This is a genomic window from Streptomyces sp. NPDC086077, assembly GCF_040686175.1.
In the GTDB taxonomy this organism is placed as follows: domain Bacteria; phylum Actinomycetota; class Actinomycetes; order Streptomycetales; family Streptomycetaceae; genus Streptomyces.
On record NZ_JBFBJT010000027.1, the window covers coordinates 22,653 to 36,770 of the forward strand.

Below are 14,118 nucleotides of genomic sequence, written 5' to 3' on the forward strand. Positions count from 1 at the left end.
TCCTGTCCGTCCTGTCCACCCTGCGCCCCTGTTCGTCTCGCTGCGGCCTTCGGCGCGTCGGCCGTGTGCTGTCCGTCGTCCGACGGGGCCATGATCCCCCGGCCACCCGTGCGGGAACGACGCAGCGCGGCCGTGCCGAGCCGCGAGTGTACGTTCGGTAGGGTCGGCGCTGATGCGCAAGACCTTGATCGTGACGAACGACTTCCCGCCCAGACCCGGCGGCATCCAGGCGTTTCTGCACAACATGGCGCTCCGGCTGGACCCCGACCGGCTCGTCGTCTACGCCTCGACGTGGAAGCGCGGCCACGAGGGCGTCGAGGCCACCGCCGCCTTCGACGCCGAGCAGCCCTTCACCGTCGTACGCGACCGGACGACCATGCTGCTGCCGACGCCCGCCGCGACCCGGCAGGCCGTCGCCCTGCTGCGCGCGCACGAGTGCACGTCGGTCTGGTTCGGCGCCGCGGCACCGCTCGGGCTGATGGCACCGGCGCTGCGCCGGGCGGGCGCCGAGCGGCTGGTGGCCACCACCCACGGGCACGAGGCCGGATGGGCCCAGCTGCCCGCCGCCCGTCAGCTGTTGCGCCGGATCGGTGACTCCACCGACACCCTCACCTACCTCGGTGAGTACACCCGCTCGCGGATCGCGAAAGCGCTCACCCCGGACGCCGCCGCGCGGATGACCCAACTGCCGCCCGGTGTCGACGAGAAGACCTTCCACCCCGGCTCCGGCGGCGACCGCGTGCGGGCCCGGCTCGGGCTCACCGACCGGCCCGTCGTCGTGTGCGTCTCCCGGCTCGTGCCGCGCAAGGGGCAGGACACGCTGATCCTCGCGATGCCGCGCATCCTGGCCAAGGAGCCGGACGCCGTGCTCCTGATCGTCGGGGGCGGGCCCTACGAGGGGGAGCTGCGCAAGCTGGCACGGGAGACCCGGGTCGAGGACTCCGTCGTCTTCACGGGCTCCGTGCCCTGGTCGGAGCTGCCCGCCCACTACGGGGCCGGCGACGTCTTCGCCATGCCGTGCCGCACCCGGGGCGGCGGGCTCGACGTCGAGGGGCTCGGCATCGTCTACCTGGAGGCGTCCGCGACCGGGCTGCCGGTGGTCGCCGGCGACTCCGGGGGCGCGCCCGACGCCGTCCTCGACGGGGAGACCGGATGGGTCGTGCGCGGCGGCTCCGTGGAGGACTGCGCCGACCGGATCGTCACGCTCCTCGGGGACGCCGAGCTGCGCCGCCGGATGGGGGAGCGGGGGCGTGCCTGGGTCGAGGAGAGGTGGCGGTGGGACCTGCTGGCCGAGCGTCTGAAGGAACTGCTGTAGACATGGCACGGCGCGGGTCCCGTCGACCCGACCGGGCACCCGCGCCATGACGGTGCGTCACATGCCGCGCTACTTCTGGTAGATCGCCTCGATCTCGGTCGCGAAGTCCTTCGCCACCACGTTCCGCTTCAGCTTCAGCGAGGGGGTGAGGTGCCCCGAGTCCTCGGTGAACTGCGAGTCCAGGATGCGGAAACTGCGTACCGACTCCGCCTTGGAGACCGCCGCGTTGCCGTCGTCGACGGCGGACTGGATCGCCGCCAGCAGGTCGGGATCCTCGCGCAGCGACGCGGCCGTGGAACCGGCCGGCTTGCCGTGGTCGGAGGCCCAACGGCCGAGGAACTCCTCGTCGATGGTGATGAGCGCGCCCACGAACGGCCGCGCGTCGCCGACCACCATGCACTCCGCGACCAGCGCGTGCGCCCGGATCCGGTCCTCGATCACGGCCGGCGCCACGTTCTTGCCGCCGGCGGTGACGATGATCTCCTTCTTGCGGCCGGTGATCCTGAGGTACCCGTCCTCGTCGAGGGTGCCGATGTCACCGGTGTGGAACCAGCCGTCGGCGAGAGCTTCCTCGGTGGCGCCCGGGTTGTTCCAATACAACTTGAACAGGTGCTCGCCGTGCAGCAGCACCTCGCCGTCGTCCGCGATCCGCACCACCGAGCCCGGCAGCGGCTGGCCGACCGTGCCGATCTTCTGCCGGTCCCACGGGTTGAAGGCGGTGGCGGCACAGGACTCGGTCAGGCCGTAGCCCTCCAGGACCGTGAAGCCGATGCCGCGGAAGAAGTGGCCGAGGCGCTCGCCGAGCGGGGCGCCGCCGGAGATGGCGTACTCGCCACGGCCGCCGAGGACCCCGCGCAATTTGCTGAAGACGAGCTTGTCGAAGACCTTGTGCTTGATCCGCAGGCCCATCGAGGGACCGGACGGGGTGTCCATGGCCTTGCTGTACGCGATGGCCGTGTCGGCGGCCTTGTCGAAGATCTTGCCCTTGCCGTCCGCCTGGGCCTTGGCCCGGGCCGAGTTGTAGACCTTCTCGAAGACGCGCGGCACACCGAGGATCAACGTCGGCCGGAACGAGGCCAGTTCGTCGGTGAGGTTCTTGATGTCCGGGAGGCAGCCCAGCTTGATCGGCGCCATCATCGGGGCGACCTGGACCAGCCGGCCGAAGACGTGGGCGAGCGGCAGGAAGAGCAGCACGCTGCACTCGCCGGTGCGGAACAGGGGGCGCAGGCGCTCGACCACGTTGCCGCACTCCGCGAAGAAGCTGCGGTGGGTGAGCACGCAGCCCTTGGGGCGGCCCGTGGTGCCGGAGGTGTAGACGATCGTCGCGGGGTCGTCGGCCTTCGCCAGCGAGCTGCGCTCCTCGACCGCCGCGTCGCTGACGTCCTGGCCGAGGCGGCCCAGCTCGTCGACGCCGCCGCCCTCGATCTGCCAGACGTGCTTGAGCTCGGGCAGTCCGTCGCGCACCGACTCGACGGCGGCCGTGTGGCTGCCCGTCTCGACGACGCAGGCGGTCGCGCCCGAGTCGCTGAGGATCCACTGCACCTGCTCCGGGGAGCTGGTCTCGTAGACCGGCACGGTGATCGCGCCCGCGCTCCAGATCGCGAAGTCCAGCAGCGTCCACTCGTAGCGGGTGCGGGACATCAGGCCGACCCGGTCGCCCGGCTGCACGCCGGAGGCGATCAGGCCCTTGGCGGCGGCCCGGACCTCGTCGAGGAAGGCGGCGGCCGTCACGTCCTGCCAGGCGGCGCCTTCCTTGCGGGCGATCACGGCGACGTCCGGATGCTGCGCGGCGTTTCTGCGGACGATGTCCGTCAGGTTGCCGTCCGAGGGGACCTCGTACAAAGCCGGAAGGCTGAACTCGCGCAAGACTGCTGCTCCTCATAGGGCGCCGGCGCCACGACGTTGTGTGATGCGACGGTCCGGTCCAAGGCTCGGGCAGGATGCTCAGGATCCGGCGGGAGCCGAGGGATCCCACTGGTTGAAAACCTGAGCACGACGGGACTGCCCGGACGTTACCCGCCGGTATGGCGTCTAGGACAGGGGGGTCCGGCGAGATGTTCGCTGCGTCACACAGGTGGTGCGTCAACGATGTTCCTGTTGGTGCTCCTGCGCGCACAGTAGTCGACGGCTTTCCCGACTGGCGAGTAATCGCAGGTCCAACCGCCACTGTTCACGTTTGTCGCACACGCTTACCCTTGATCACCATGGCACCCACACCAGCCGGCAACCGCCGGACGCGGATCCACGTGGTCAGCGACGTGCACGGCAACGCGCGTGACCTGGCACGGGCCGGGGACGGCGCGGACGCGCTCGTCTGCCTGGGGGACCTCGTCCTCTTCCTCGACTATGCCGACCACTCGCGGGGCATCTTCCCCGACCTGTTCGGCGTGGAGAACGCCGACCGCATCGTCGAACTGCGCACCGCCCGCCGCTTCGAGGAGGCGCGTGAGCTGGGCGCGCGGCTGTGGGCCGGAGTGGGGGAGGACCGGGCCGCGGTGATCGAGCGGGCGGTGCGCAAGCAGTACGCCGAGTTGTTCGCGGCGTTCCCGACACCGACGTACGCCACCTACGGCAATGTCGACATGCCGACGTTGTGGCGGGAGTACGCCGGACCGGGCACGACGGTGCTGGACGGCGAGCGGGTGGAGATCGGCGGCCGGGTCTTCGGCTTCGTGGGCGGCGGCCTGCGCACGCCGATGCGCACGCCGTACGAGATCGGCGACGAGGAGTACGCGGCGAAGATCGAGGCGGTCGGCGAGGTCGACGTGCTGTGCACGCACATCCCGCCGGACGTGCCGGACCTCGTCTACGACACGGTGGCGCGGCGCTTCGAGCGGGGGAGCCGGGCGCTGCTCGACGCCATTCGCCGCACGCGGCCCCGCTACTCCCTCTTCGGGCACGTCCACCAGCCGCTCGCCGCCCGGATGCGGATCGGGGCCACCGAGTGTGTGAACGTGGGGCACTTCGCGAGCACCGGGCGGCCGTGGGCCCTGGAGTGGTGAGGCCCGGGGCCGGTCGGCGCAGGTAGCGGTGACGGCGGGGGGTGCGCCGCGCGGTAGCCTTCACGCTGCACACACGTGCGCACGACCACCTCTTGCCCGACCGCGTTCGGAGGAGCCACGGCGATGGCGGAACACACCAGCTCGAGCATCGAGATCGAGGCGGCTCCGGCCGACGTCATGGCGGTGATCGCCGACTTCGCCCGCTACCCGGACTGGACCGGTGAGGTGAAGGAGGCGGAGGTCCTCAAGACCGACGGCCAGGGCCGCGCCGAGCACGTCCGGCTGGTCATGGACGCCGGCGCGATCAAGGACGACCAGACGCTGGCCTATAAGTGGACCGGCGAGCACGAGGTCTCCTGGACGCTGGTGAAGTCCCAGATGCTGCGCTCCCTGGACGGCTCCTACCTCCTCAAGCCGGCCGGTCTGGGCGGCACCGAGGTCACCTACCAGCTGACGGTGGACGTCAAGATCCCGATGCTGGGGATGATCAAGCGCAAGGCGGAAAAGGTGATCATCGACCGCGCGCTGGCGGGCCTGAAGAAGCGCGTGGAATCCGGCCAGTAGGTTTCCCCACCACGCCGTCGGCCGCACGCGGCCGGGCCGCCCCCACCCCGGTACGGTTCACCCTCATGCGCACCATCCTGATCACCGGGCCCGGCGGCAGCGGCCGTACCACCATCGCCGCGGCCACCGCGCTCGCCGCCGCCCGTGAGGGCGTCCGCACCCTCGTCCTCGGCACCGACCGCGGCGACAGCCTCGGGGCAGCGCTCGGGACCGCGACCGGCCCCGCCCCCGTGGCGGCCGCGCCCGGACTCACCGCCTGGCGGCCCGACCCCGCCGCCGGTTTCCGCGACGACCTCACCCGGCTCCAGGAACGTGCGTCCGGACTGCTCGACCTGCTCGGCGCCGGTCCGCTCGACCCCGAGGAGTTCACCCCGCTACCCGGCGCCGGGGAAATCGCCGTGCTCCGCGCCCTGCGCGACGCCGCCCTCGCCGAGGCGCACGAGCTGCTCGTCGTCGACCTGCCGCCCACCCCGCAGGCCCTCGCCCTCCTCGCCCTCCCCGAGGAGCTCCGCCGCTACCTGCGCCGGCTGCTCCCGCCCGAGCGGCAGGCCGCCCGCGCCCTGCGCCCGGTACTCGGCCGGCTGGCCGGCGTCCCGATGCCCGCGGACTGGCTGTACGAGAAGGCCGCCCGCTGGGACCTCGAACTCGCCGCCGTGGAAGCCGTCCTGGCCGAGCGGGCCACGACCGTACGGCTCGTCGCCGACCCCACCCCGGCCGGCGGCGACGCCGTCCACACCGCCGCCCTCGGCCTCGCCCTGCGCGGCCTGCGCCCGGACGCGCTGATCGCCAACCGGGTGCTCCCCGAGGAGGAGGGCGACGGCTGGCTCGCCCGGCCGCTCGCCCAGCAGCGCAAGGCCCTCGACGACTGGCGCACCGCCTACGACCTGCACCCCGTGCCGCATCTCGGGCACGACCCGAGGGGCACCGACGACCTCGCCGGCCTCGCCGTGCCCGTGCTCAGGACCGCCCCCACCAAGGTCGGGTGGCCCGTCGAGGACCGGCTCGCCGAGGACGGCGTGCTCGTCTGGCGCCTCCCGCTGCCCGGCGCCGTGCGCGAGGAGCTCGATCTCGTCCGGCGCGGTGACGAAGTGGTCGTCACCGCCGGTCCGTTCCGCCGGGTCGTGCAGCTGCCGTCCGCCCTGCGCCGCTGCGCCGTCGCCGGGGCGGGCCTGCGCGAGGGAGAGCTGCGCATCCGGTTCACCCCGGACCCGCAGCTGTGGCCGCGGACGCCGTGAAACCGCCGCGCCCGTTCGGGTAACGTCGTAGGGACGAGACGTAGTCAGGAGCCCGCCATGAGCGAAGAGCGCCCCCACCCCGACGCCGCTCAGGACCAGCCGGCCGACGAGCCGCTTCCCACGGGTGACGCCGACGCGTGGGCGACCGCGTGCGCCGAGGACCTGGAGGCGGAGAAGGCCCGCCGCCGGGAAGAGCACGGGCCGCCTCCCGGCTCGGCCGCCGAGGAGCTGCGCCGGCTCGTCGACACGGTCGCCGACAAGCTGTCCGGACTGCAGGCCCCGCTGTTCGGCGCCGTCGCCGGGCCCGCCGCCCAGCAGGTGGTGCAGCAGGTCGTGCAGCAGGCCAAGGCCGCCGTGGAACCCGTGATCGAGCGCAACCCGGATGTCTTCGACCACCTTGCCGCGGCCGGCCACGAACTCCTCGCCGCCTACCGCTCCGCGGTCCAGGCCCAGGAGCGCCGCTGGACGGCCGGCCCGGACGCCGCCGGCGCCTCCGACGAACTGAAGAACCTCGACGAGACCCCTCGCGACCCCGGTGAGGGCACGGGTCCCGGCCAGCGCATCGACTTGGACTGACCCTCTGCTCGGGTACGGTTGGCCGTAGCGGGGCTCGACCGGAACTGAGGGATTCATGGGACTCACCATCGGCGTCGACATCGGCGGCACGAAGATCGCGGCCGGCGTGGTAGACGAGGAAGGCAACATCCTCTCGACCCACAAGGTGCCGACCCCGGGCACGCCCGAGGGCATCGTGGACGCCATCGCCTCCGCGGTGGAGGGCGCACGCGCGGGGCACGAGATCGTGGGTGTGGGCATCGGTGCGGCCGGATACGTCAACCGGCAGCGCTCGACGGTCTATTTCGCCCCCAACATCGACTGGCGCAACGAGCCGCTCAAGGAAAAGGTCGAGGCACGCACCGGGCTGCCCGTCGTGGTGGAGAACGACGCCAACGCCGCCGCGTGGGGCGAGTACAAGTTCGGCGCGGGCAAGGGCCACCGCAACGTCATCTGCATCACGCTCGGCACCGGCCTCGGCGGCGGCATCATCATCGGCAACAAGCTGCGCCGCGGCCACTTCGGCGTGGCCGCCGAGTTCGGCCACATCCGGATGGTGCCGGACGGGCTGCTGTGCGGCTGCGGCTCGCAGGGCTGCTGGGAGCAGTACGCCTCGGGCCGCGCCCTCGTGCGGTACGCCAAGCAGCGCGCCAACGCCACTCCGGAGAACGCCGAGGTGCTGCTCGGCCTCGGCGACGGCAGCCCCGACGGCATCGAGGGCAAGCACATCTCCATGGCCGCCCGCCAGGGCGACCCCGTCGCCGTCGACTCCTACCGCGAGCTCGCCCGCTGGGCCGGCGCGGGCCTGGCCGACCTCGCCTCGCTCTTCGACCCCTCCGCGTTCATCGTCGGCGGCGGGCTGTCCGACGAGGGCGAGCTGGTCCTGGACCCGATCCGCAAGTCGTACAAGCGCTGGCTGGTCGGGGGCAACTGGCGCCCGGTCGCCGAGGTGATCGCCGCGCAGCTGGGCAACAAGGCCGGCCTGGTGGGCGCCGCCGACCTGGCCCGGGAGCCCGACCCGATCATGTAAGGGACGACGCTCGCACGCCTTCAGGGGCGCGGGGAACTGCGCGACCGGCCACACACCACGGGCAGTCGCACACGAATCCGCGCCCCGAGTCGTCAGGCGCCGAAACCCCGGTCCGGACTACATTGACCTGCATGGCAACCTCCTCGCCGCTCCCCAACTCCCGCACCGAGGACGACGGTTCCGTAATCCTTCGCGTGCTCAGCTACAACATCCGCTCGATGCGTGACGACGCCGCCGCGCTCGCCCGCGTCATCGGCGCCTGCGACCCCGACCTGGTCCTGATCCAGGAAGCCCCCCGCTTCTTCCGCTGGCGCAAGAAGCTGGCCCGGCTGGCGGCCGCCTCCGGCCGGATGATCCTCTCGGGCGGGGCCACCGCCGCGGGCCCGGCGCTGCTGTGCTCGCCGCGGGCCACCGTGGAGCGCACCGAGGACGTGCTGTTGCCGCTCACCCCCGGACTGCACCGGCGTGGCTTCGCGACCGCGGTGGTCCGCTTCGGTGGCGCCCGCCTCGGCGTGGTCAGCTGTCACCTGTCGCTGCAGAAGGACGAGCGCCACACCCAGGGCGGCATGCTCCTCGACCGGCTCGCCGGCCTGGGCACCGAGCATGTGATCGCGGGCGGCGACCTCAACGAACGGCCCGGCGGACGCACCTTCCGGCTCCTGGCCGACGGGCTCCAGGACTGCTGGGCCACCGCTCCCTGGGGCGGCGAGTACACCTCGACCCCGGCCGACCCGCACCAGCGCATCGACGCGATCTTCGCGACCAAGGGGATCGAGGTCCTCGGCTGCGGGGTGCCGCACGGTCAACCGGGGGTGACGGAGACAGACCTGAGGGCGGCCACGGACCATCTTCCGGTCCTGGCCGCCCTCAGGGTCCCGCGTGCGTGAGCGGGGTCAGACCACCGCGCCCCGCCCCGGATCGTCGTCGTCCTCCTCGTCCGTCCGCATCCGCGTCACCAGCGTCGCGAAACCGCCCAGGAAGCCGCCGATGCCGAGCGTGGTCAGCCACCACGTCATGTCCCAGCCGAGCAGCACCGCCAGCAGAAGCAGCACCGGGCCGCCCAGCACGCCCAGCCACGCGAACTTCGCCGTGGCGTCGGCGGCGGGCAGCGGCGGCGGCTCGGGCGGTACGAAGTGGCCCTCGTCGTCGTCGGTGAAGTCGTCCTCGGACGGCTCGGGCGCCGTGTAGTCACGGGGTCCGCCGCCCACGCCGGGCGCGAAGGTCACGGAGCTGCCGAGCGGCTCCGGCGTCTCCTTCTTCGGCTTCGGCTCCGGCTGGCGCTCGGCCGGTTCGCCGCCGCCGTCGTTCGTCTCGGGCTCCAGCAGGGCCAGGTCCTCGACCGACTTGAAGGGCTTGGCCCCGGGCGGGTCCGGCGGCTCCTCCCCGAACCCGGCGACGATCGCCGCCCAGGCGGCGTCCTCGTCGAACGGCACGTGCTGCTCACCGGGCTCGCGCCCCTTGCCGGCGCGGGCCTCCCGATCCTCCCGCTCTTCGCGGTCCTCGCGGTCGGAGTCGTGCTCAGCCACCTGCGGCCGTCCCTTCCTTGCCGACACTGGGTGCGAGCCGGCCGATGAACGCGAGGCTCTCCTCGAAGATCCGGTCCGCGTCGTAGTCCAACGTCGCGACGTGGTAGCTCTGTTCCAGCAGGCCCTCCCGCACGTCCGTGGACGACACCCGGCTCAGGATCCGCGCCGAGTCGGCAGGTGGCACCACGTGGTCCTGCGGGCTGTGCAGAAGCAGCAGCGGCTGCGTGACCTGCGGAAGCTCGCCGTCGACGACCCGGAAGAAGGTCCGCAGGGAGTGCGCGGCGTGCAGCGGGACCCGGTCGTAGCCGACCTCCACCCCGCCGGGCCGGGCGATGTCGCTGGTGATGCCCTTCGTCGACCGCACGAGATGGCGGGCGACGGGCAGGGCGTACGCCGACAGTCCGTGCACCTTGTTCGCCGGGTTGACGACCACGACACCGCTGACCGCGTCCCCGTGCCGGGCCGCGAGCCGCAGCGCGAGGGCGCCGCCCATCGACAGGCCGAACACGAACACCTGTGCGCAACGCCGGCGGAGCGCGCGCAGCTCGCGGTCCACCTCGGCGTACCAGTCCTGCCAGCTGGTCAGCTCCATGTCCTCCCATCGCGTGCCGTGCCCGGGCAGCAGCGGCAGGGCGACGGACAGACCGCGCTCGGCGAGGTACTCCGCCCAGGGGCGCAGTGACTGGGGGGAACCGGTGAAGCCGTGGCAGAGCAGGACGCCGACTTCTCCACCGTCGTGGCGGTACGGCTCGGCTCCAGGAAGGACCGGCACCTTCGGTCTCCTGTTCATGTGAGAGGGGCGTGAGAAGAGTTCAGGTTGCTTCACCGTACGCGACCGCACTGACACGGACCAGGGCCGTCGGAGTCCTGGGGCCGCCCGGCCCGGGGACGCCCTGGCCGGGTGGCCGGGTTAAGGTCTCATCGACAGACACAGGAGGCACTCGGTTGTTGTACGGCGCGATGAAGGTTTCCATCGGGGGACCGCTGAAGCTCGTCTTCCGGCCCTGGGTGGAGGGCCTGGAGAACGTTCCCGCCGAGGGCCCCGCCATCCTGGCGAGCAACCACCTGTCCTTCTCCGACTCGTTCTTCCTGCCCGCGGTGCTCGACCGCAAGGTCACCTTCATCGCGAAGGCCGAGTACTTCACCACGCCCGGGGTCAAGGGGCGCCTGACCGCCGCCTTCTTCAAGGGTGTCGGCCAGCTCCCGGTGGACCGCTCCGGAGGCCGCGGCGCGGGCGAGGCGGCGATCAAGAGCGGTATAGAGGTCATCGAGCAGGGTGAGCTGTTCGGCATCTACCCGGAGGGCACCCGCTCGCCCGACGGCCGCCTCTACCGCGGCAAGCCCGGCGGGCTCGCGCGCGTGGCGCTCGCCACGGGAGCGCCCGTCATCCCGGTCGCGATGATCGACACGGAGAAGATCCAGCCGCCCGGAAAGGTCCTGCCGAAGCTGATGCGGCCCGGGATCCGGATCGGCAAGCCGCTGGACTTCGGCCGCTACCAGGGCATGGAACACGACCGGTTCGTGCTCCGGGCGGTGACCGACGAGGTCATGTACGAAATCATGAAGCTCTCCGGCCAGGAGTACGTCGACGTGTACGCGACCGCCGCCAAGCGGCAGATCGCGGACGCGGCCAAGGCGGAGAAGGAAGCGGCCAAGGCCGCCAAGGCGGCGCTCGCGCAGGCGGAGAAGGAACAGGCGCAGAAGGAACAGGCACAGAAGGAAAAGGACCAGGCCGACCAGGGGTGACGGCCGAGCGGGGGACGGGGGGACATGGCCGCGCGCGAGAGAGTCATGAGGATGTCGGTCGAGCAGCCGCTGTGGCGTGCGCTCGCCGGCTACCGCGTACTGACCATGCTGTACGCGATCGCGGTGTTCGCCACCTCCTACCGGGAGTTCGCCCGGCCCTGGGTCGCCGTCGGCTACTTCACCGTCCTGTGCGTGTGGACCCTGGCCACCCTGCCGCTGGTCTCCGGCGCCGCGAGGTGCACCAAGCGCTTCCTCACCGCCGACCTCACCGTCGCTCTCACCGGCATCCTGCTCACCCTGGTGGCGGACACCCCGGAGCGGATCGCCGACGGCCGCCCGACACTGCCGACGATATGGACCGCCGGCTCGGTGCTGGCCTTCGCGATCAAGGGCGGCTGGCGCTGGGCGGCCGTCGCCTCCAGCCTGGTCGCCGCAGCCAACCTGGTGCAACGCGGCGGCCCGGCCCGAGACACCGTGCACAACGTGATCCTCGTCTGGGTCGCCTCCATCGCCATCGGCTACGTCGTCGAGGTGGCCCGCGCCTCCGAGCGCACCCTCGCCCGGGCCCTGGAGATCGAGGCCGCGACCCGGGAGCGGGAGCGGCTCGCCCGTGACATCCACGACAGCGTGCTCCAGGTGCTGGCGATGGTGCAGCGGCGCGGCGCGGTCATCGGCGGCGAGGCGGCCGAACTGGGGCGCCTCGCCGGTGAGCAGCAGGTCGCCCTGCGCACCCTGGTCTCCGGCGGTCTGCTGCCCGTGTCCCGGGTGTCGGAGGACGCCGCCGGGGGGGCGGTCGTACGCGCCGTGGAGGAACCGGACGACGACGGCGGCCCCGTCGATCTGCGGACGCTGCTCGCCCCGTTCGCCGCCGCCCGCGTCAGCCTCGCCGAGCCCGGCGCACCGGTCCGGCTGCCGCCGCCGGCCGCGCGGGAGCTGGCCGCCGCCGTGTCGGCGGCCCTGGACAACGTCCGCGAGCACGCCGGCGCGGACGCGCGGGCCTGGATCCTGGTCGAGGACGAGCCCGACGTGGTGATCGTGACCGTCCGCGACGACGGCCCCGGCATCCCGGAAGGCCGTCTCGCGCAGGCCGAGGACGAGGGGCGGCTCGGCGTGGCGCTGTCGATCCGGGGCCGGCTGCGCGACCTGGGCGGCACGGCCGAGCTGGTCTCGACGCCCGGACAGGGCACGGAAGTAGAGCTGAAGGTACCGAAGCAGATGTCACGGGGGCGGCGATGAGCGCACGGCAGGGCCCGATCAAGGTGATGGTGGTCGACGACCACCCCATGTGGCGCGACGCCGTCGCCCGTGACCTCGCCGAGGCCGGTTTCGAGGTGGTCGCCACCGCTGGCGACGGCGACCAGGCGGTACGACGTGCCAAGGCGGCGGCGCCCGACGTCCTCGTCCTCGACCTGAACCTGCCCGCCAAGCCCGGGGTCCAGGTGTGCAAGGAACTCGTCGCCCACAATCCGGCGTTGCGCGTGCTGGTGCTGTCCGCGAGCGGGGAGCACGCCGACGTTCTGGAGGCCGTGAAGTCCGGCGCGACCGGCTATCTGCTGAAGTCGGCGTCCACGGAGGAACTGCTGGACGCGGTGTGCCGTACGGCCGTCGGGGACCCGGTGTTCACGCCGGGCCTGGCCGGGCTGGTGCTCGGTGAGTACCGGCGCCTCGCCGCGGACCCGGCGCCGGGCGCCGCGACGGACGCCGACGAGCCCAAGGCGCCCCGGCTGACCGACCGTGAGACCGAGGTGCTGCGGCTGGTCGCCAAGGGTCTCGGCTACAAGCAGATCGCCGAGCGGCTGGTCATCTCCCACCGCACGGTCCAGAACCACGTCCAGAACACCCTCGGCAAGCTCCAGTTGCACAACCGGGTGGAGCTGGTGCGGTACGCGATAGAGCGCGGCCTCGACGAGGAGTGAGGGCGGGGGGCGGTCCCGGACCCCGCCAACCGGTCGCCGACTCACCGGAATTGCCCTTACGGGCCATGCCGTAGTGACCTGAGTCACCATTAGCGTGCTCGTACGGCACACGGCAACCGCGGCGAAGGGACAATTCCATGCGGGTCGGAGTACTGACCGGAGGCGGCGACTGCCCCGGGCTCAACGCCGTCATCCGGGGCATCGTCCGCAAGGGCGTGCAGGAGTACGGCTACGACTTCGTCGGTTTCCGGGACGGCTGGCGCGGTCCGCTCGAAGGTGACCTCATGCGCCTCGACATCCCGGCCGTGCGGGGCATCCTGCCCCGCGGCGGCACGATCCTCGGCTCCTCGCGCACCAACCCGTTCCAGCACGAGAACGGTGTCGCCCGGATCAAGGAGAACCTCGCCAAGCAGGAGGTCGACGCGCTCGTCGTGATCGGCGGCGAGGACACCCTGGGCGTCGCCGCACGCTTGTCCGACGACTACGGCGTGCCCTGCGTCGGCGTCCCGAAGACGATAGACAACGACCTGTCCGCCACCGACTACACCTTCGGCTTCGACACCGCCGTCGGCATCGCGACCGAGGCGATCGACCGTCTGCACACCACCGCCGAGTCCCATATGCGCGTCCTGGTGGTGGAGGTGATGGGCCGGCACACCGGCTGGATCGCCATCCACTCCGGCCTGGCCGGCGGCGCCAACGTCATCCTCATCCCCGAGCAGCGCTTCGACGTCGGCCAGGTCTGCGCCTGGGTGACGTCCCGGTTCAAGGCGTCGTACGCGCCGATCGTCGTCGTCGCCGAGGGGGCCATGCCCAAGGACGGCGACATGGTGCTCAAGGACGAGTCCCTCGACTCCTTCGGGCATGTGCGGCTGTCCGGGGTCGGCGAGTGGCTGGCCAAGGAGATCGAGCGGCGGACCGGCAAGGAGGCCCGCACGACGGTCCTCGGGCACGTCCAGCGCGGCGGCACGCCCAGTGCCTTCGACCGCTGGCTCGCCACCCGCTTCGGCCTGCACGCCATCGACTGCGTCCGCGAGGGCGACTTCGGCTCGATGGTCGCCCTGCGCGGCACCGACATCGTCCGGGTCCCGATCGCCGCCGCCACGGCCCGCCTGAAGACGGTCGACCTGAGGCTGTACGAGGAGGTCGGCGTGTTCTTCGGCTGACCGGCGTCGTACGGGTATGGACCCTATATTCGGCGTATTCGGCTCATACCCGTACAGGCTCAT

General features: G+C 72.1%; 14 protein-coding genes. 11 read left to right on the forward strand and 3 right to left on the reverse strand.

The window, feature by feature from the left end:
• The first annotated feature begins 172 nt into the window (after positions 1-172).
• On the forward strand, positions 173-1,315 hold the full coding sequence (locus AB0O67_RS10985) for a glycosyltransferase family 4 protein (RefSeq protein WP_365448479.1): 1,143 nt from the start codon (positions 173-175) through the stop codon (positions 1,313-1,315).
• A gap of 69 nt (positions 1,316-1,384) precedes the next feature.
• Here AB0O67_RS10985 and AB0O67_RS10990 read toward each other — a convergent pair whose 3' ends face one another.
• Entirely contained in the window at positions 1,385-3,181 is a 1,797-nt protein-coding gene (locus tag AB0O67_RS10990; RefSeq protein ID WP_365448481.1) for an AMP-dependent synthetase/ligase, read from the reverse strand.
• Between the two features lie 338 nt (positions 3,182-3,519).
• Here AB0O67_RS10990 and AB0O67_RS10995 point away from each other — a divergent pair, with 338 nt between their 5' ends.
• The 6 genes from AB0O67_RS10995 (at position 3,520) to AB0O67_RS11020 (ending at position 8,588) form a co-directional block, all read left to right on the forward strand.
• Entirely contained in the window at positions 3,520-4,317 is a 798-nt protein-coding gene (locus AB0O67_RS10995; RefSeq protein ID WP_365448483.1) for a metallophosphoesterase, read from the forward strand.
• A gap of 123 nt (positions 4,318-4,440) precedes the next feature.
• On the forward strand, positions 4,441-4,881 hold the full coding sequence (locus AB0O67_RS11000; protein WP_365448485.1) for an SRPBCC family protein: 441 nt from the start codon (positions 4,441-4,443) through the stop codon (positions 4,879-4,881).
• A gap of 65 nt (positions 4,882-4,946) precedes the next feature.
• A complete protein-coding gene (locus AB0O67_RS11005) occupies positions 4,947-6,116 on the forward strand; it encodes an ArsA-related P-loop ATPase (RefSeq protein ID WP_365448487.1) in 1,170 nt (389 codons plus the stop codon).
• Positions 6,117-6,173: 57 nt separating this feature from the next.
• Entirely contained in the window at positions 6,174-6,692 is a 519-nt protein-coding gene (locus AB0O67_RS11010; RefSeq protein WP_365448489.1) for a DUF5304 domain-containing protein, read from the forward strand.
• 55 nt (positions 6,693-6,747) lie between these two features.
• Positions 6,748-7,701, forward strand: a complete 954-nt coding sequence (locus tag AB0O67_RS11015; RefSeq protein ID WP_365448491.1) for an ROK family glucokinase — start codon at positions 6,748-6,750, stop codon at positions 7,699-7,701.
• Between the two features lie 131 nt (positions 7,702-7,832).
• Positions 7,833-8,588, forward strand: a complete 756-nt coding sequence (locus AB0O67_RS11020) for an endonuclease/exonuclease/phosphatase family protein (protein WP_365448493.1) — start codon at positions 7,833-7,835, stop codon at positions 8,586-8,588.
• 6 nt (positions 8,589-8,594) lie between these two features.
• On the opposite strand, the gene AB0O67_RS11025 is transcribed toward AB0O67_RS11020, so the two are convergent.
• Positions 8,595-9,227: a hypothetical protein gene (locus AB0O67_RS11025; protein ID WP_365448495.1), complete on the reverse strand. Its 633-nt coding sequence runs from the start codon at positions 9,225-9,227 to the stop codon at positions 8,595-8,597.
• On the reverse strand, positions 9,220-9,999 hold the full coding sequence (locus AB0O67_RS11030) for an alpha/beta fold hydrolase (RefSeq protein ID WP_365448497.1): 780 nt from the start codon (positions 9,997-9,999) through the stop codon (positions 9,220-9,222). The genes AB0O67_RS11025 and AB0O67_RS11030 overlap by 8 nt, the downstream gene beginning before the upstream one ends.
• Before the next feature lie 188 nt (positions 10,000-10,187).
• Here AB0O67_RS11030 and AB0O67_RS11035 point away from each other — a divergent pair, with 188 nt between their 5' ends.
• The 4 genes from AB0O67_RS11035 (at position 10,188) to AB0O67_RS11050 (ending at position 14,055) form a co-directional block, all read left to right on the forward strand.
• Positions 10,188-10,973 carry a lysophospholipid acyltransferase family protein gene (locus AB0O67_RS11035; RefSeq protein ID WP_365448499.1) on the forward strand — a complete coding sequence of 262 codons (786 nt, stop codon included), beginning with the start codon at positions 10,188-10,190 and terminating at the stop codon, positions 10,971-10,973.
• A gap of 24 nt (positions 10,974-10,997) precedes the next feature.
• The gene (locus tag AB0O67_RS11040) at positions 10,998-12,209 is read left to right on the forward strand and encodes a DUF5931 domain-containing protein (RefSeq protein WP_365448501.1); all 1,212 of its coding nucleotides are present in this window, start codon (positions 10,998-11,000) and stop codon (positions 12,207-12,209) included.
• Complete coding sequence (locus tag AB0O67_RS11045) at positions 12,206-12,889, forward strand: response regulator transcription factor (RefSeq protein WP_365448503.1); 684 nt, start codon at positions 12,206-12,208, stop codon at positions 12,887-12,889. The genes AB0O67_RS11040 and AB0O67_RS11045 overlap by 4 nt, the downstream gene beginning before the upstream one ends.
• Positions 12,890-13,026: 137 nt before the next feature.
• Entirely contained in the window at positions 13,027-14,055 is a 1,029-nt protein-coding gene (locus AB0O67_RS11050) for a 6-phosphofructokinase (protein ID WP_365448505.1), read from the forward strand.
• Positions 14,056-14,118: the final 63 nt, after the last annotated feature.

What these genes read in the sequence shown, in the direction of transcription:
- AB0O67_RS11015 (WP_365448491.1), top strand. Translation starts at nt 6,748, where the DNA reads ATGGGACTCACCATCGGCGTCGACATCGGCGGCACGAAGATCGCGGCC.
- AB0O67_RS11035 (WP_365448499.1), top strand. Translation starts at nt 10,188, where the DNA reads ATGAAGGTTTCCATCGGGGGACCGCTGAAGCTCGTCTTCCGGCCCTGG.
- AB0O67_RS11000 (WP_365448485.1), top strand. Translation starts at nt 4,441, where the DNA reads ATGGCGGAACACACCAGCTCGAGCATCGAGATCGAGGCGGCTCCGGCC.
- AB0O67_RS11005 (WP_365448487.1), top strand. Translation starts at nt 4,947, where the DNA reads ATGCGCACCATCCTGATCACCGGGCCCGGCGGCAGCGGCCGTACCACC.
- AB0O67_RS11020 (WP_365448493.1), top strand. Translation starts at nt 7,833, where the DNA reads ATGGCAACCTCCTCGCCGCTCCCCAACTCCCGCACCGAGGACGACGGT.
- AB0O67_RS11010 (WP_365448489.1), top strand. Translation starts at nt 6,174, where the DNA reads ATGAGCGAAGAGCGCCCCCACCCCGACGCCGCTCAGGACCAGCCGGCC.
- AB0O67_RS11040 (WP_365448501.1), top strand. Translation starts at nt 10,998, where the DNA reads ATGGCCGCGCGCGAGAGAGTCATGAGGATGTCGGTCGAGCAGCCGCTG.
- AB0O67_RS10985 (WP_365448479.1), top strand. Translation starts at nt 173, where the DNA reads ATGCGCAAGACCTTGATCGTGACGAACGACTTCCCGCCCAGACCCGGC.
- AB0O67_RS11045 (WP_365448503.1), top strand. Translation starts at nt 12,206, where the DNA reads ATGAGCGCACGGCAGGGCCCGATCAAGGTGATGGTGGTCGACGACCAC.
- AB0O67_RS11050 (WP_365448505.1), top strand. Translation starts at nt 13,027, where the DNA reads ATGCGGGTCGGAGTACTGACCGGAGGCGGCGACTGCCCCGGGCTCAAC.
- AB0O67_RS10995 (WP_365448483.1), top strand. Translation starts at nt 3,520, where the DNA reads ATGGCACCCACACCAGCCGGCAACCGCCGGACGCGGATCCACGTGGTC.